Genomic DNA, 17144 nt, shown 5'->3' on the forward strand with positions numbered 1-17144 from the left:
AAAAGGGGGATTTAGGGGGATCTAGAACGTTTGGCCACCAAGAAGAGGACTTTTAAAACATCCTCTTAGATAAGTATTTCCTAAACGTCCTTAAAATCTCATTCTTTAGAGTTGCTTCTACTTTGGAACTAGAGACAGATAGCTCCAAATGGATATTTTAAGTAATATGAACAATGTACTTAGCTTCTTAAGGAAACTTAACAATGGCACTTTATCCTAGTGATAAAACTGAAACCGCATACAATGGCAAAGACCGCAATGCTGCTGAACTTGGGCTAACTCCTCAGTCTGAACTTTGGAACGGTCGCTTGGCTATGATCGGTTTTCTTGCTTACTTACTTTGGGATCTCAATGGTTACAGCGTAGTGCGGGACGTACTTCACCTCATTTCCTAAACTCCCCGCTAATTATTGAGCATCTTTCTTGCAGCCATTAGATTGTATCCCAAGTATCAAACAGAAGGTACTGGTTATACTAGATACCAATTTAACCAGTGTCCTCACTTGTATCACCCAACCTTTCAACCGAAAACAGTTTTTAGAATAGCAGCTGCGTGTGTAATACTAGTTAAAGTATCTTAATATTTCTACATATTTTTGAGCATTGGCATTGTTCAGTGTAAAAGATTGACCACTAACACAGTTTCCCGGCTAGTAGTTAGTTGTTTTTGTAATCACTATATTTTTGGAATTTTCATTTGAATGCTAGGCGGAGTAAAAGTGTGATCGAGTTAGAACAACCACCCAGTCATCAAACAAAACTGACCCCAGTAGTGAAAAGTAAATCTCAGTTTAAAGGACTTTTCATTGCTATTGTCATTGTTAGCGTATGGGCCATTAGCCTGAGTTTATTACTTTCCCTTGATATCTCCAAGTTAAAATTGTGGGTGTTATTGCCTGTTCTACTATGGCAAACATTTTTATACACGGGATTATTTATTACATCTCATGATGCCATGCATGGAGTAGTACTTCCCCAGAATACTAAAATTAATCATCTTATTGGGACATTAACCCTATCTATTTATGGTCTTTTGCCCTATAAAAAATTATTGAAAAAACATTGGGTACATCACCACAATCCAGCAAGTCAAATAGACCCAGATTTTCATAATGGGAAACACAAAAATTTCTTTGCTTGGTATTTTTATTTTATGAAGGGTTACTGGAGTTGGGGACAAATAATTGCGTTGACTATTATTTATAACTTTGCTAAGTACATACTCCATATACCAAGTGATAATCTAAATTACTTTTGGGTGTTCCCCTCGCTTTTAAGTTCATTACAATTATTTTATTTTGGGACTTTTTTACCTCATAGTGAACCAATAGGGGGTTATGTTCAGCCTCATTGTTCGCAAACAATTAGCCGTCCAATTTGGTGGTCATTTATCACGTGCTATCATTTCGGCTACCACGAAGAACATCACGAATATCCCCATGTTCCTTGGTGGCAGTTACCAGAAATTTACATAACAAAATAGTGTTTATCTCATAACTATCACTGAGTTTGCAAGCTAGAACACCTATTCAGCAAGGTGTAGTGAACATGCCGTGCCCCTATGGGTGTACTGTATATCTAAAATCGGGTTTCATACTCAACTAAAAATCGATTTTCATCCCCCAAATTACTTGAGCCTCGCATGAGAATTTCGTCATTGACTCGATAGAGGACGTTGTAAAGGAAAGAGTCATTGCTAGAAAGAGCGCGTGATAAAGAAACAGACACGTTTCTATTGACATCAAACACACCTTCTGCTGATAAATTAAGAATTGAAGCTCTCGATGCTTCATTGGTAGATGGAGTCGGAAAAATCCGAAACTCACTGAAACCAACAGCTTGCCCGATCGCAGTGATAGTTCCTTGTAAACCACCTAAAATGCTAGAACTAGCGAAATTAGTCAGCCCTTGGGTGGCATCTGTTTGACCGAAAGAATTCAGAATTGAGCCACCCAGCAGAGCAACTATTTCTCCCCGACTACGGTTGGGTTCACTCGTCAGTTCTAGATTGTCGCCCAATTCACTAACTGGCCCGTTCACCCTGGCTTGAACGCGAACACTACGTAAAGTCCCAAAGCTGTTTACAGAAACATCGCTGATTTCAGCAGATAATGGTGATTCCAAAATTCGACTGTTCCTTGCCGATGCTTCAGGGACAATTGCGATTAGTCGGACATCCAGATTTGGGTCAAGTCCTTGACTAGGAATAAACCGCGCAGTATGTTCATAGCCCCGCGCTAAGGTGAACTCAGTAGAAAATAAGCTCAGTCGTCCTCCTGTCAAACGAATAACTCCTTCAGGAAGCGGCTTGGCTAATGTACCATTAATGGTCAAATCACCTGTTGCATCAAAGCTCAATATGGGCTGACTAAAGGCGGCTCCTCCTGGTACAAAGTCGAGTAGGGACTGACTGGTAACACGAACATCATCGTCTAAAATCAACTTTAAATCTGCAAACTCTACAGGTAAAGTGGGTGGAGTTACTGCGCTAGTGCTACTCTCTGGTGTAGCTACTGGGTCAGCGCTATTCTCTGGTGTCGGTTTGACGTTAGCGTTAACCTCTTCTCTATTTATGACGTTAGCATTAGCCTCTGCTGTCGCTGCTGCTTTTTTGTCAGCAGTAGCCGAGCTTCCAATAATCACCTGACCATCACTCAGTTGAATCTCTCCACCAATTACAGGTTTTAACGCTGTTCCGCGAATTATGATATCGCCGCCGACACCGCCTTCATATAGTCCTGCAATTTCAAAATTGAGTTTGTCTGCTATTGATACTGTCAGGGGATTCGCTGCGGCTGGCTGAGAATCAAAAATCGGCAGGATGCCTGATACAGCTACTTTCCCTTCATTGTAAGTACCTTGGATGCTTTCAACATTCACAGTATTGCCATTAAATTGTGCTGTCCCTGTGACATTCGTTAGGGGTTCAGATAAGGCTTCAGCGCGAAAAGTTGCATTATTAAGTGTGGCATTGCCGTTAATAATTGGTTCGTCTAAAGTACCTTGAACATTTAAATCTACTTGTCCTTGACCGTCTATCCAAGCGACTTGATTGTTGGTAAACAGATTTAACAGTGCCAATCCTTCATTGTTCACGCTGGCGTTGATGCTGATTTGATTACTATCCGGTTGCACTTCGGCAAAAGGCAACGGAGCAGGTACGCTACCTGTAATGGCAACTGGCTGCGTTCCTGTCACTAGTAAGGTACTGTCAAAATTCAAACGAGCATCGTTGTAATCAAAGTTGACTTGTCCTGTTTGTACAGGTTGCTGGTTAAGAGTCGCATTGGCCAACGTCACTTCGCCTTTAACACTAGGGTCTTGTAAACTACCTCCTAATGTGGCATCAGCATTTACATTACCAGTGATATCTATGGGGTATTGTTCGATGAAAGGCTCTAAAAGTGATAGAGGTAAACTTGCTACATTCAGGTTTCCAGATAGTTGCTCAGTTCCTAACTGTCCTGAAAACGCCACTAGTCCTTGATTGATTCCAACACTCAAAGGCGAAAGTGTGACGATACCATCGGCAAAAGTGCCTTGAGCAACTACTTGATTGATAGAATATCCACCCCATTGCCAGTTCGCACCTTGAAAATTAAAGCCGACGTTCAACCCAGATTTTAACGAGCCATTGGCTGTAATTGCTCCACTCAAAGCACCCGTTAATTCTGCAAGGGTGGGCAAAGATGGAGTTTCTTTTCTCTCTTCTTGCTGTTGTTTTGCGATCGCTGCTGTAATATTCGAGAAATATGCTAGTTGTCTTAGCAAATCTGCATCGGGCAAACTGATAGACTCGGTGTTAAGTACTTCTGCTCCAGCTAACGTCGGAGGCTGCAACCCGCTACCAAGGTCTTGAATGTCGAAGATATTAAACGCTTGTAAAAGTCTCTCGATTCTGGTTTCACCAAAATTAGCCTGGAATTGAAATTGCGGGTCATTCCCTGGTTGCACATTTCCACTCAGGGCGATGTTGCTATCTCCAATCCGCAATTGACCATTAGCCAAGCTAGCAGTACCATCAGCATAATTGATGCTGCCGCGAAACTCATCTGCTGTAATTCTCGCAATCCGAGGCTGTGCGATCGCAACGTCTCCCGCAATGGCATAATTATTCAGATTGACAACTAAATTCCCCGATAGTTGCCCCGCCAGTGGTTGCAATTGATTGTTAGGTAAAAAGCCCCCAACTAAAGCTATAGGAAACTGTTGGGCGTTGATGAGTAAGTTATCTCCCTCTGTTCTACCGGTGGTAACTGCGTCATCGCGTTGAACTAAAAATGAAGTCGGACGATAATCTGCACCCAGGTTCAACGCAATCCTATCTTGCTTCCCAGCTAATCGCAGACTTGCCCCTTGCCCCCCTTGAAAGTTTACGTTTCCGGTTAACAGTGGGTCAAACGCCAAGTTACTAACCTGGAAATTCCGCAGGTGGATATTACCATTAGCTTGCGGAACATCTGGAGTTCCTGTAACTTGTCCCTTAAAATCTAGTAGCCCCGCTATCGCTACATCACCAGGAACTTGAAAACCAGTATTTTGTAAGTTGAAATTCTGCGCCAGTACATTTAAATTAAATCCCGCAATTTCCGGTGTGCCAGTTGGTGGAGTTTGAATTGCGATCGCACCATTAGCACTCAATCCTGCGGTACTTGCGTTTTCAACTATAATCTGCTGTCCATTCCACTGAAATTGAGCGGTGAGCGGTTTTGCCAGCAGCGCTACCCCTTGGGAAAGACGGATTTGTCCGGCGGCGCGAATATCTGCAAGCTGGAAAGATTCTGTTGTGCCTGCTAACTGAATATTACTATTAAGCCGTCCTCGCAGTTGTGGTGAGAAACGGTTGAGTTGAATTTGAGAAGTGTTGACAACCCCTTGCCAGCGTTGTTGTGCAAGTTGACCTTTGGCCCTGATTGTCCCGCCTGCCACGTTCAAAACCGCATCTGGAAAGACAATATTCTCTCCTTGTTGAGCAACAACAACTCGTCCGGTAGTGGGATAGGTGGCGCTTGGTGCTTGCACCCGCGTTACTGCTTGCAAATTGTTCAGAGTGCCGGAGATATTGGCATTTGCCGACACATTCCCAATGGTGATGTCAGGTGAGGAGTTATATGCTTTTGCGATCGCATCCCCTGGTAAATTTTGTGCTTGGACATTTAACGCCACCCTCCCTTGGGGTGCAAGCTGAAGTTGACCGCTAGCTGTGACTTGCCCTCCCACCTCTGGATTTGCTTGAACACGAGCAACATTCACGTTTAAGGGTTTACCCAGTGAACCAGAAACTTTAGCGTTCGCAGATATACCACCAATATTAATCGGAGTTGAGATACCGTAACCTTGAGCGATCGCATTTCCTGGTAAACCTTGAGCTTGAATATTTACGCCTACCTGACCTTGGGGAGCCAGTTGAATTTGACCATTGGCTGTGATTTGCCCTCCGGCTGGCGGCGTTATTTGAACACTGGAAATATCAAGGTTCAAGGGTTGTTTGCTAAGTGAACCAGTAATTTGTGCTTTTGCCGAAACATTTCCAACTGCGATCGGTAGAGTAACGCCGTAGTCACGTGCTAGTATATCCCCTGGTACACCATCAACTTGAGCATTAAATATAACGTTGTCTTTGGCTCCCACATTAACTTGACCGCCGCCTGTAATTTGACCACCTGCTGCGGGGACTAAATTCAGATTGGATACGGTAAGTTGAGATGCAGTTTCAGATACATTCAAGCGGAAATCAGTGTTAATAGTTTTAAATTGAAGGCGGTCAACTTGAATAGGTTTTGTGTTGCTGACTGTACCGCTAAGGACTGGTTTCTGAAGTGGGCCTAGTACCTGAATATTTGCTTGAATTTCGCCATTAGCTGGGACTGGCGAATTTACATTCAGCGTGTTTACGATATTTTTTGCATTAACTGGTTTTATTTGAGCTAAAACATTAAAACCTGTTTGGGTATTAATTGTGCCATTTGCCAGAATGGGAACTTGACCAAAATTCGTATTCAAATTCTCTAAAGCAACCGTCTGACCTTGAAAGATAAATCTCCCATTAAAATTAGAAACCGGCTGCGGAATATTTTGAATTTTGGCAGTTACTTGATTAGCAGTAGCCGTTCCCGTTACGGCTATGTCTGAGAGTTGGGGTGGAATCTGAACCCCCAAGTCAGCATTTAAATACCCTGCTTGCAAGGCAATTGGCAACTCAATTAATCTACTAATATCAGATGCTTGTAAATTTTGTGCTGAAAGCTTAAGGCTAGTTTGTTGAGCTTTGAGTTGTGTTTCGCCAACAATTGTAACAGCGCCTCCCCTAGTGAGTTGACCATTGAGGTCATAACCAATCCTTTGATTTTGATCTGAAAATCGGGCAACACCACCAAATTGATCTAATATGACTGAGCCTTTCGGTCTAGTTGGCGCAGCAAATGGCATCAACTCTACATCGCCATCTTGAATTTGAAGTGTCTGCAACTCAGTTTGAATAAAACCTTCTCCCTCGCCAGCCTTAACTTGGGCTGTCACCCAACGACCATCCTTATCCTGTTGAATGTAGACATTCGGTTGAATTAATGTGACATTTAATACTAGTTTTCGGGTGAGGATAAGTTGCAGCGGCGAGAACTGCACCTCCAAAGCTTTTGCGACCACCTGATCTGGATCGGTGGGAGTTGCTGGTATTGATAGAGAGCTAAATCTCAGACTAGAAAGCGAAAAACGTTCAACGTTCCCAACTTTTACCGGACGTTCAAGCAATTGCTCAAGATTTTGCTCCACTAATGGCGCTAAATCTTTATATACATAACTTCTAGCCCACCAAGCACCAACTACAACTCCAACCAGCAAAACCCCACCTAGAGCCAAACTGGTACGTCCTAAAAGCAGGAGCCATAGACGACGATTAGATGGTTTCTGATTGTTTCCTGAATTTGGAGATCGCGTCATTATCTTTACTAGTACCAGTACTTTTTTCTGGAGTCAGGCTAGAGACAGGCTAGTTGCAATTGTATCAGCCAGTCAAAAGCTATGACTTCATAATTTGTCAGCCGACATGAGTTTTTATTGTCTTTTAATTGATAAATTTCGTTTAGAGTATGCTATTGATTAGCACTTCCTCAATCTCAGCAATAATTGCATCTATTCTCTGATTCAACTTTTAAAATTCTCTAGCCATCCCAATAGTTATTTAATTAAAACTTGCCTCCTTTATAATTGGGCAACCCACGTGATTATAAGTCTTTTCTCACGCATCATGTCTTGTTGACGACTATCTTTTGTAAGAATAATTGATATCTTTAGATAGAGTTTATTTGTTTAAATAATATTATTTATCCAAAATTTCAGTAGTTAAATTCTATAATGCTTACTTGAGAAATCCTGTATATACAACCCTGGTTAGAAAAATCAACTCTGTAGAATCTTACCTAATACAGATGACTTTACTATGGTAACTGCTTATGGTATTTTAAGTTTTTATCCCAAAAATAGGGTAATGTCACACTTTGCTATTGTTCTGGCAGCAGGTGCATCTACTCGTATGGGTACTTGTAAAACTTCACTTCCTTGGGGTGAAGGTAAAACATTATTAACTTATCAACTAGAACAGTGGTTGAGTGTAGGTTTTACCCCTGTGGTAGTGTTAGGTTCACACAACAGCGAGAAACAAAAAGTTTGTCCTGAGGGTAGTTTGACTGTAATTAATCCTCATGCCAATACCGGGAAAACAACTTCCCTCCTTACAGGGTTGCAACATATTCCCCCAAACTTTAAAATATTAGCGATTTCCGCAGTTGATCAACCCAGAAAAATAGAGATTTACCAAAGATTGCTGTTAGCACACCAAGACAATTCAGCAATGATTACTGCACCCACATATCAAAGTCAAATGGGGCATCCATTGTTATTTAGTAATGGGATGCGATCGCACTTACAAAATATCCGTGAAGAAAGCTTAGGTTTACGCCAAATTATCAAAGAATTTTATCCAGTAATTCACCAAGTTAAATTTGATAATCCGGCTGTGCTATTAGATATCAACACGCCAGAAATATATCAGGAACAACTGCATAATTGGGGATGGTATAGCGGTTCTCGTTTACCTGAGGTACACCCGTAGGGGCACGGCAGTGCCCATTGGTGTCAACTTAAGCTTAAACCCTTTTCAAATCTCGTTTCCAGCCAGAGGCTGGAAATGCACTTCAATTGCGGCTCTGCCGCAAGTCTAGAGGCGGAGCCTCAACTACGGGCATTCACAGTCGGAGACTGGGAACGAGACATATCTAAAAGCTTGTTCTAAGATGGCTTTCACGTTAAGTTGACACCAATGGGCAGTGCCGTGCCCCTACACCTGGTGATGTAATGTTGTACCGCATCTGAATGGGAACTGCTATATTAGATTACTAAAAACATTCCCAACTTCTCCAAGAAGTTGGGAATCTGAGCTTTGTGATTACTCTTTCACAAACCCAATCATTGATCAGTTGGATCATCAATCATTTCCGGTACTAAAGCTGGATTACTTTTACGTTCTTCTGGTGACTGCTCCCGAATAACATCGTCTATCCTCGCAGGGTGTTTGATTTTGTCAAGTACCTCTGGACTTAATTGTGATGGCTCGCCTTCTGGATTCGACTTTTCAGCTTGACTAGGAACTGTTTCCTTATTCATCACTAATTTCCCCAAACTTATACGCCAAGCTTAAGCTGTTTTGTGGTGAGATACACACTATCTTGGGACTTATTTTACACAGTGGTGAGTAACATAGAAGCGATCGCCACAGCCCCCCACAACGGCGCATCATCCCCTAACTCTGCTGGCACAATTGCAAAATCAACCTCTGGCAAAGCCGTCTCCCGCGCCACCTGCTGCATCACCTGCCAAAAATCCTCCCCCGCCTTTGTCACACCGCCTCCCAACACAAAACGCTGCGGATTCATCAAGTTCGCCACATTGCCAATACCCACACCCAGCGCCCAAGCAGCCTTGTGCAAAACTTCTTTAGCCAAATCATCTCCAGCCGTCGCCGCTTCACTTACCAACTGCCCCGTTAGCAACGTTAAATCATTCCCCACCAAACTCCTCAAAACCTCTCCATCTTCTAGTCCTTTGCGCCTCTGCGATACCCTCTGGGAAGCCCCTGGCGCGTCTATAGTTTCCAAAATTTCCCTAGCATTTTGCGCCATATAAGGCCCCGACGCGAAACGTTCCACACATCCCCGCTTCCCACACAAACACACTGGCCCAGCAGGATCTACAACCATATGCCCAATTTCACCAGCCATCCCACCCACACCCCGCCAAGGCTGGCCGTTTAGTATCCAACCACCACCCACGCCAGTGCTGACAGTGATGTAAAACAGGCTATCGTATCCCTGTCCTGCCCCAAAGCGATGTTCTCCCAAAGCAGCAACGTTAGCATCATTGTCTACACCAACAGAAACACCAAACTCATCTTCCAACAAACCTTTGAGGGGAATGTTTTCCCATCCAGCCACATGATGAGATAGTCGCACCATCCCCGTGGAAGCATCAACTGGGCCGCCAAAGCTGACACCGATCGCAGCAGGTTTTACGTCTTGTAGCAGCGAGTAAATTAGCGATCGCATAATTTCTAAGTCAGTGCTAGCATTAGCATTCGCTGGCGAGAGACGACGTTCATAACGCAACCACTTTCTAGAACCGATATTTACTAATGCTGCTGCTAGTTTAGTTCCGCCAAAATCAAGAGCTAAAATTGTCATAGTTTTTTATGCGCAGAAAATGTTGGCGATTTTGCTAATGTTCCCGGTGCAAGAAGCTTGCAATTGGACTTATAACTATTATTTACCTGTTCTGAAGTCAAGCACTTCGTCAATAAATTGTTGCAATCGTTCATAATGGGAACCTTTCCAATAAATGCGATCGCAGTCTTGACAACGCTGGAATTGATCAATCTGCGATCGCACTGTTTCTGGTAGCTTGTCAACGATGGATTGCTTATCTACAGATTCTAATAATCCATTGCAACGCAAACACCGTTTAAATGGTGAAATTAATTTAAACAAGTCGAAGCGTTGCAGTACTTCTATGATTTGTTGTTGAGGGTTAGTATTTCTAACGTAATACCCATGCGTTACCAAACTACGCATCAATAAACCCTTATCACGAGTCAACAGAATCCGCGCTTGGCTGTAAGATATTTCTGCTAATTTCTCATCTTCGTAGTCATTGCGATATAAAGTATCAAAACCTAAAAGTCGTAAAGATGTCGCAAGCTTCCCCAAGTGAATATCTAAAACAAAGCGGATAATACTGAGCGGTGTTGGCAGAACATAAACGCTTGGTATAATAACACTCCTAGCTGAAATTGGATAAACATTGATAGTATCTCCATCCGAAACTATGTAAGAAAAATTTACATATTCACCATTAACATTTATAAAATCAACTTCGGGATGAGGCACACCCAACGACTCAATCATGTCCTTAATTGAGGCTCTCTCCTCAAAAAAATGGGAGATTTTCACTTGCTTATGATGCCGTGGTAAAAAATGATTCAATTCTCTATGAAAGTAGAAATATGCGATCGCCATAGTTAAAAATCTTGGGATTACTATGAGGGCACATCTGTGTACCCTTACTGGCAACAATTTGTCACAATTGCAAAACTTTATCTATTGTATTAAAAGAATCAATGCTCGCTCAACGGACTTATCTCCACTATAAAATGCCCGTTCACCTTGATTTAAGCAATCTTCTAGTAGCAACAAACGGTAAAGTAATTATAAAGATTCTCAAATACTTGCATTTATTATTGAGTTCAGTTACAGTCAAAGCAGATACATATGATCAAACCCTGACATGAGCTTCAGGAAGTTAGATTAGATAAAAGGGTAAATACCAGGTTTGTTAATGTTGATATCAGTGACGCTGCGAATAATTAGTCACTAGTTTTGATCGTTAACTGATCGCACATGAAGTACGGGGCATTAAAGCATTTACCCCTAATTTAGTTGTTTTTATTTTTTTCTGAGCTAATTGATAATTATTTGCAATATGGATACATCGATTAACACATTCAAAGCAGATAGTGGGGAAAAAGTTTTAAAACAGGATTGCCTTACCAAAGGATTATTTGTTTATCAAGTGTTTTCGCATCTACCTTTAGGAATATGTTGCACACAAAAACAATACAAAGTTATATGTTTATCTGTAAAAACAGGAACTGTAACTAGCTATGTAGATAATTTCAGCAAAACTTTAAATAATTATGTTGCTGCAAGCAATATATTTGATTGTAGTATCAGCTACATCGATATTGTAAGCAAGTTAATTGCCTGTTACTCAGCAAGCGATCGCACAAGATTGAATATATTTGATTTGGGGAAAGAAAGCAAGTTCAGAAAAGCCGAGTTTCCGCAAGTTAAAATTTATGAGATACCAAATAACAATAAAACTAGATACAAAATTAACGTCGCTCATACGGAAAAATCTATCTTGACACTGTTTATCTCTATTGTGGAGAATTTATTAACCGGAAAGACCTTGCTCAATAATGATGTTATAAAGTGGCTACCTAGTTTTAACTGGGAAATGAATATTGTTCTTTTTTATCTCCTTTAGCCAAGGATATTGTAGCTAAGAACACAATTGTATTTTGTAATACCTTTTGTCCATAAAATACGCTAATGAGTACAGCGAGATGAATACTTTTTTTTGTTCTGACGATTCACGGCAAATAGGAGAAGATGTTATTGGTAGCGCCACCAATTATCAAACTTATATTTTAGTTGAGTGTCCTTTACCTTGGACATCAGAAGCCTTGAATTCCAAATGGGTGCCCCAGAATTTGAGGATTTTGGTAGATGAAGTGAAGCGTGCTAAATTACCAATTAGATTCCTCTTGATTGCTAATGATGTATCCCACAAAGTAAACCACACTACGCTTTTGATTTATCAAAAAGAAGAGGGTCTAAGTAATGGATATCACAAGCAAGAGTTTAAGCTAGCAAATATTGAGCAAGTAGCGGCAGTTGTCCAAAAATGGTTATGGGGTATCAATTCTAATTCTGAGATAGAAACCAGTGTAACTAAAGATATTTTAGTTTGTACCCACGGTAGCCATGATAAGTGCTGTGCCAGATATGGTGCTCCCTTTTACTTCAATGTTACAGCGAGTAATGCTGATTTGTGCTTGGATAAAGTGCGAATTTGGAAATCATCGCACTTTGGTGGACATCGGTTTGCACCAACAGTCATAGACTTGCCAGAAGGAAGATACTACGGTCGTCTCGATCAAGCTTCATTTAGATCGATTTTGACTCGTACTGGCGATATTGAATGCTTAAAAAAAGTCTATAGAGGCTGGGGAATTCTGCCTGCTGCACTTCAGATTTTGGAAAGAGAACTAATCCTTCGCAATGGATGGGATTGGTTTAACTACAAAGTTGCAGGCAAAATTTTGGAGCAAAGTTTAGACAATAGTACTATTCTGGGTGAGCTAAGTTTTGAACAACCTTCTGGTTCTCTCTACACTTACCAGGCTAAACTTGTGAGGGATGAAACCAAAACTCAACAACTCAAGAGTTCATGCAATGCTACACAAGAATTGGTAGTTACTAAATATGCTGTAGCTAGTCTCTGGCTTACTTCTAGTAAGGTGATGAGTTATAGCGCATAAAAAGCTGGGGTATGCATCTACCTAATTCGTAATTCGTAATTCGTAATTCGTAATTCGTAATACTTGCCTCCGGCGGTAAGTAAGCTACGTAATTAAGAAAGTCAGTCAGATTTCATCTGGGTTTCCAGGCTTGTATCTGAACCCAAATCCAAAATCCAAATTTAAGATTGAGCCATATTTAGCACTTTTCGTAAAAGTACTTGGTCTTCTAACTTGGCTTTTAAACGACCATTTTCGATATCTCGAATCCAGCTTTGGCTTTTACCTGTGAGTTTTGCTAACTCTCTTTGGGAGAGATTCAAATTTTTTCGCGCTTGCAAAATCTGTTCACCTAGCAAATCGTTTGTAGTTTTGGGCTTCTTTTTGGCTTTAGCAGTTCTTGTTTTCTTTTTTTCCGATTCTGAAATTTGCTGTTCCCATTCTGGTGGGAGTTCAAAAGCCAAAATCCGCGCATTCATTAACAGATTCCACTTACCACGGGGGCCTGTGTCTGTGAGGCGAGTTTCAGCGCCACCATCATTAGTCCAAAATTCTAACGCTTCATCTGGGTCTTCAGGAAGATTAACTAACTTCGCCCACAAAGGTTGAATTTCTGGTGGGTAAGTAATTGGGTCGAAAAGTGGTTTCATTCCATAGTGATTGAGAATTTCCAAATCACTTTCAAAAGTTCGCAGCAGACGTTTGCGTTCTTCCCGTTGTCTGGATGCAAGAGCGACTTTTTCTTCACCATAAGCAATACGCAGCAATGTAGGAATAGTGATGCGTTGTTCTTTGCCCATTTTGGTTTTAAACAGCAACCACAGCATTAGTCGAACTGCGCCTTCATGTTGCTGCCAAATGCTCATGACTGTGGTTAGCAGCGTTTTAGGAAGACTACCGTATTGATAGAATGCGGTTCGCTCTCTACATGCTTGTTTGTTTAAAAAATATTGTGCCCATAAGCCTGCTTTTACTTTAAAAGTTAACCCAATCAGATATTTGCATCCAAGATTGTCTTCTTGAAAGTGGTGCTGAATATCTACTAAGTGCCACAAGCGACTATTTGTAATAGAGAATCCGTTAATTCGACCTTGTTGGGGCCAGTCAATGGAGATAATCAGAGAGCAAGCTTGCTGAACGATATTTTTCATTAAAGCTAGCTTGGCAGCTTTGCTCAAGTCTTTGCGTTTCTCCATCCCCAAATATTTCTCAATTTGTCGCTCATCGATCGCAAATTCTTGCTCCCAAGGTTGCTCTAAAGCTGTAGCGTAAGCTGCAAAAATCAGATGTATGCAAGCGGCTCTGATGTCAAGCCCTTCAATTGCTGATATATCGGTGGCTTTGTCGTTAACTTTGAATGGATCTTGGATGTGAAAGGCGATCGCACCTCGACCTTGATTGACTTGTCGGCTGTAACACAAGTAACCCTCTTCATCATTTTCCCAATGTAGGGATGTGCGTTGCGCTAGGACATTACAAGCCTCCCAAATTGCGATCGCTGAAGCAAATGGGTTATTTTTACCATTAGAAAACAAGTCTAAGCTGGTAGCATCTCTTGGTTCTACTTTGCATCTCCCCTTTTTCGCCTGCCAGGGAATGGGAGATTTAGTTGGACAAGCTATTACACATTGCGGTTCTGAATAATAGCCCTCACAATTATTACAAAGACTAGGATCAACCCAGTATTCATTGTCCTCTATTCTGATTGCACCCGTAGGACATTGGGGGCGGCAGTTGTCACATCCAACGCAACTGTTGTTAGGAATTGTATAAGGCATTTGGCTCTTTTCCCACTCTAATCGTTGAGATGTCTGGCTCAGGTCTCCCCTGGATGAGTCCTGTCTATTCATGACTCGCTACCACATAATCTTTCTGGCGAGAATAATATTTCTCACCACATTTATTCCCCACATCCATATTTTGGCTTTGCATCCAATTGGAAGCTATTTAAGGCTTTTTAACCGAGCCTAATAAAACTTCTTATTAACTATACATTTCATGAAAAAAATGATTAGTTTGTTCGTACCGAGCTTAGAAAAAAATCTTAACATTTGTTTAATTACGTATCTGATGAACATTTTAGCTTTGACCATAAAGTCTTTTTAGGACATATTTATTTCCGTCGCAATTGGACTTTATCTGATTTATTAATAATTTTAATATTTAATGCATGATACTATTCTGCCATCAAATTTACAGTTCCTTCATAAATCAATTAGGTTTCTTCATATGAAATCAAAGTATTTTTTGTCATCATTTATCTAAATAATTGAATCAAAAGTGACTGGGAAATTGTTGCTTTATGAAATACATATTGCATATATAAAATTGTAATTAATGAACATATTAATTTGTATATGTATATACAGTTTATCTAAATTTACTTGCCTAAACCTAAATATATTTGAAAAATAGTATCATCATTCTTATCTAGAAACCTCCTTTTTGCAAGGAGAGAGATTTTCAATTTTCCCTATACCCTGCAAGGATTGGGGCTTTGAGATTAGGATGTAAACCAAATATGCATAATAATTATTGGCAATAAGTTTCATCTATTAATTGAAATAAAAAACAATGTGTAATTGTGTTCAAGGTCATCGAAACTTGATGATAAAAAAGTGATTTTTAAATACCAAAAAGATAAATTATTAGGATAATATGATGATTAATGCACAAACAGATTGACAGGCGAAATTGCCGAGGAATTATTCATGGCACAACTAACAGGTTTGACATTTGGCGGTAAGGCTTGGACACCAAAATTTGCTCAAGAAATCGACAAGGATAAATGTATCGGCTGTGGCAGATGCGTTAAAGTATGCGGGTACAATGTGCTCGGTTTAAAGGCGCTCAATGAAGAAGGTGAATTTGTAGAAGATGAAGATGACGAAGAAATTGAACGGAAAGTAATGGCAGTTACTTCTCCAGAAAACTGTATTGGTTGTGAAGCATGTTCACGGATTTGCCCCAAGAATTGCTACACCCATGTTGCATTAAACAATTAAGATTTTTGGAGTTAGTCAAAATTGTTGTTTATTCAAGGAGGCACTGTTTGGATAAAGCGCAAATGCGCTAGGCAAGGTAACTTGAGGGGAATACCAAATATTTACCGGAACTCATAAAAAGTTCACAGTAAACAAATCCGTAAATCGTAAAGTGTTAGCTATTAACAAATTTAAACTTGCTGCTAATCTAGCCTAATCAATATTAGGTCTAACAGTGCCCTCTTGGAACAACAAGCTTTTCTGGGAGCAGGGGGCTACCTTTTTCATAGGAGTTGAAATATAATTTGTAAGTTTCTGGGGGAAAGATATGGAAAAAATCTGGAAGTTTCCCCCATTTTTTATGGCTGCACGTTAGAAAGTTAATAAGTGAAAACAAAAAACGCTGCCCTGTAAAAGGGAATGGGGAATAGGCAATAGGCAATAGATAACAATAGTCAATGCCCAATGCTCAAAACCCAGAAAATCACACCTTTAAAGACTGTTTACAGAGCAGGTAGCATGTATGCAACAAGTTCCTGTTTCGTTATGGACTCTGGTTGCTGGGATAGTAGTTACAGCAATCAGCATTTGGATTGGTCAAAACCACACTCTGATGCCGGTGCAAGCATCGCTACAAGCGCCTTTGGTAGACGGTTTTTTTAACGTCATGTTTACCATTGCGATCGCACTCTTCTTGGTGGTAGAAGGAACTATTCTGATTTTTTTGGTGAAGTTTCGTCGCCGTCGCGGTGATGATACTGATGGTTTACCAATAGAAGGTAACGTTCCCTTAGAAATCTTCTGGACAGCAATTCCAACAGTGATTGTCCTCTGTTTGGGCATCTACAGTGTAGATGTTTTTAACCAAATGGGCGGCTTTGAGCCTGCGGGTCATCCTCATTCAGCAGCTCCTGTTGCTCATATGCCCGGAAGTGCTATTGCAGCTACATTAAGCGATACTGAAGCAACAACTGCGCCGACAATTGGTATTGGCGCGTCTCCTCAAACCCTTAACAAACCAGCCGACTTAGTTGTTGATGTCAAAGGTATACAGTACGCCTGGTTATTTAATTACCCTGATAGTGGCATTACCTCTGGGGAATTACACATTCCCGTCGGTGCTGATGTGCAACTCAACCTTTCAGCACAAGATGTAATTCATTCATTCTGGGTGCCAAACTTCCGCTTGAAGCAAGATGCACTTCCCGGTATCCCTACCGAACTACGATTTGTTGCCACCAAACCAGGTACATATCCCGTAGTTTGTGCTGAGTTGTGCGGTGGTTATCACGGTTCAATGCGGACACAGGTAATTGTCCACACACCAGAAGAATATGATAGCTGGCGGACAGAAAACCAGATTGCTCAACAGCAAAACCTCAATCAAGTCGTTGCTGTTAATCCAGCCGACTTATCAACATCAGAGTTTCTCGCGCCCCACACCCATGATATGGGAATTAGTGCAGCAACTCTAGAGTCAATGGTCATTGGTCAGGAGAGACACGATTGATTAATCGCGTCTGTACAAG

At 41.1% G+C, this 17144-nt stretch carries 12 protein-coding genes; 7 read left to right on the forward strand and 5 right to left on the reverse strand.

Going from position 1 to position 17144, the window contains the following annotated elements; all coding sequences use genetic code 11:
- The first annotated feature begins 203 nt into the window (after positions 1-203).
- Entirely contained in the window at positions 204-395 is a 192-nt protein-coding gene (locus ACEYW6_RS03910; protein ID WP_190889978.1) for a chlorophyll a/b-binding protein, read from the forward strand.
- A gap of 326 nt (positions 396-721) precedes the next feature.
- Complete coding sequence (gene crtW / locus ACEYW6_RS03915) at positions 722-1483, forward strand: beta-carotene ketolase CrtW (RefSeq protein ID WP_412978700.1); 762 nt, start codon at positions 722-724, stop codon at positions 1481-1483.
- 95 nt (positions 1484-1578) lie between these two features.
- Here crtW and ACEYW6_RS03920 read toward each other — a convergent pair whose 3' ends face one another.
- Entirely contained in the window at positions 1579-6939 is a 5361-nt protein-coding gene (locus ACEYW6_RS03920) for a translocation/assembly module TamB domain-containing protein (protein WP_412978701.1), read from the reverse strand.
- A 547-nt stretch (positions 6940-7486) separates the two neighbouring features.
- Between ACEYW6_RS03920 and ACEYW6_RS03925 the strand changes: the two genes are divergently transcribed.
- Entirely contained in the window at positions 7487-8110 is a 624-nt protein-coding gene (locus tag ACEYW6_RS03925) for a nucleotidyltransferase family protein (RefSeq protein WP_412978702.1), read from the forward strand.
- Positions 8111-8463: 353 nt separating this feature from the next.
- Here the strand turns inward: ACEYW6_RS03925 and ACEYW6_RS03930 are convergent, their stop codons facing one another.
- From ACEYW6_RS03930 to ACEYW6_RS03940, 3 genes are all read right to left on the reverse strand, one after another.
- On the reverse strand, positions 8464-8661 hold the full coding sequence (locus ACEYW6_RS03930; RefSeq protein ID WP_190889987.1) for a hypothetical protein: 198 nt from the start codon (positions 8659-8661) through the stop codon (positions 8464-8466).
- A gap of 74 nt (positions 8662-8735) precedes the next feature.
- The gene (locus tag ACEYW6_RS03935) at positions 8736-9734 is read right to left on the reverse strand and encodes an ROK family protein (protein WP_412978703.1); all 999 of its coding nucleotides are present in this window, start codon (positions 9732-9734) and stop codon (positions 8736-8738) included.
- A 78-nt stretch (positions 9735-9812) separates the two neighbouring features.
- A complete protein-coding gene (locus ACEYW6_RS03940; RefSeq protein WP_412978704.1) occupies positions 9813-10565 on the reverse strand; it encodes a Mut7-C RNAse domain-containing protein in 753 nt (250 codons plus the stop codon).
- Between the two features lie 463 nt (positions 10566-11028).
- On the opposite strand from ACEYW6_RS03940, the gene ACEYW6_RS03945 reads away from it, so the two are divergent.
- A complete protein-coding gene (locus ACEYW6_RS03945; RefSeq protein WP_412978705.1) occupies positions 11029-11595 on the forward strand; it encodes a hypothetical protein in 567 nt (188 codons plus the stop codon).
- A 79-nt stretch (positions 11596-11674) separates the two neighbouring features.
- On the forward strand, positions 11675-12652 hold the full coding sequence (locus ACEYW6_RS03950; protein ID WP_412978706.1) for a sucrase ferredoxin: 978 nt from the start codon (positions 11675-11677) through the stop codon (positions 12650-12652).
- Positions 12653-12813: 161 nt separating this feature from the next.
- Here ACEYW6_RS03950 and ACEYW6_RS03955 read toward each other — a convergent pair whose 3' ends face one another.
- Positions 12814-14409 carry a helix-turn-helix domain-containing protein gene (locus ACEYW6_RS03955; RefSeq protein ID WP_412978707.1) on the reverse strand — a complete coding sequence of 532 codons (1596 nt, stop codon included), beginning with the start codon at positions 14407-14409 and terminating at the stop codon, positions 12814-12816.
- Positions 14410-15342: 933 nt separating this feature from the next.
- Here ACEYW6_RS03955 and fdxB point away from each other — a divergent pair.
- Entirely contained in the window at positions 15343-15636 is a 294-nt protein-coding gene (gene fdxB, locus ACEYW6_RS03960) for a ferredoxin III, nif-specific (RefSeq protein WP_190730863.1), read from the forward strand.
- A gap of 502 nt (positions 15637-16138) precedes the next feature.
- A complete protein-coding gene (locus tag ACEYW6_RS03965) occupies positions 16139-17125 on the forward strand; it encodes a cytochrome c oxidase subunit II (protein WP_412978708.1) in 987 nt (328 codons plus the stop codon).
- Positions 17126-17144: the final 19 nt, after the last annotated feature.

The organism is Nostoc sp. UIC 10607 (assembly GCF_047228265.1).
Lineage (GTDB): Bacteria > Cyanobacteriota > Cyanobacteriia > Cyanobacteriales > Nostocaceae > Nostoc > Nostoc foliaceum_A.

What these genes read in the sequence shown, in the direction of transcription:
- ACEYW6_RS03910 (WP_190889978.1), top strand. Translation starts at nt 204, where the DNA reads ATGGCACTTTATCCTAGTGATAAAACTGAAACCGCATACAATGGCAAA.
- ACEYW6_RS03920 (WP_412978701.1), bottom strand. Translation starts at nt 6,939, where the DNA reads ATGACGCGATCTCCAAATTCAGGAAACAATCAGAAACCATCTAATCGT.
- ACEYW6_RS03925 (WP_412978702.1), top strand. Translation starts at nt 7,487, where the DNA reads ATGTCACACTTTGCTATTGTTCTGGCAGCAGGTGCATCTACTCGTATG.
- ACEYW6_RS03930 (WP_190889987.1), bottom strand. Translation starts at nt 8,661, where the DNA reads ATGAATAAGGAAACAGTTCCTAGTCAAGCTGAAAAGTCGAATCCAGAA.
- ACEYW6_RS03935 (WP_412978703.1), bottom strand. Translation starts at nt 9,734, where the DNA reads ATGACAATTTTAGCTCTTGATTTTGGCGGAACTAAACTAGCAGCAGCA.
- ACEYW6_RS03940 (WP_412978704.1), bottom strand. Translation starts at nt 10,565, where the DNA reads ATGGCGATCGCATATTTCTACTTTCATAGAGAATTGAATCATTTTTTA.
- ACEYW6_RS03945 (WP_412978705.1), top strand. Translation starts at nt 11,029, where the DNA reads ATGGATACATCGATTAACACATTCAAAGCAGATAGTGGGGAAAAAGTT.
- ACEYW6_RS03950 (WP_412978706.1), top strand. Translation starts at nt 11,675, where the DNA reads ATGAATACTTTTTTTTGTTCTGACGATTCACGGCAAATAGGAGAAGAT.
- ACEYW6_RS03955 (WP_412978707.1), bottom strand. Translation starts at nt 14,409, where the DNA reads ATGCCTTATACAATTCCTAACAACAGTTGCGTTGGATGTGACAACTGC.
- fdxB (WP_190730863.1), top strand. Translation starts at nt 15,343, where the DNA reads ATGGCACAACTAACAGGTTTGACATTTGGCGGTAAGGCTTGGACACCA.
- ACEYW6_RS03965 (WP_412978708.1), top strand. Translation starts at nt 16,139, where the DNA reads ATGCAACAAGTTCCTGTTTCGTTATGGACTCTGGTTGCTGGGATAGTA.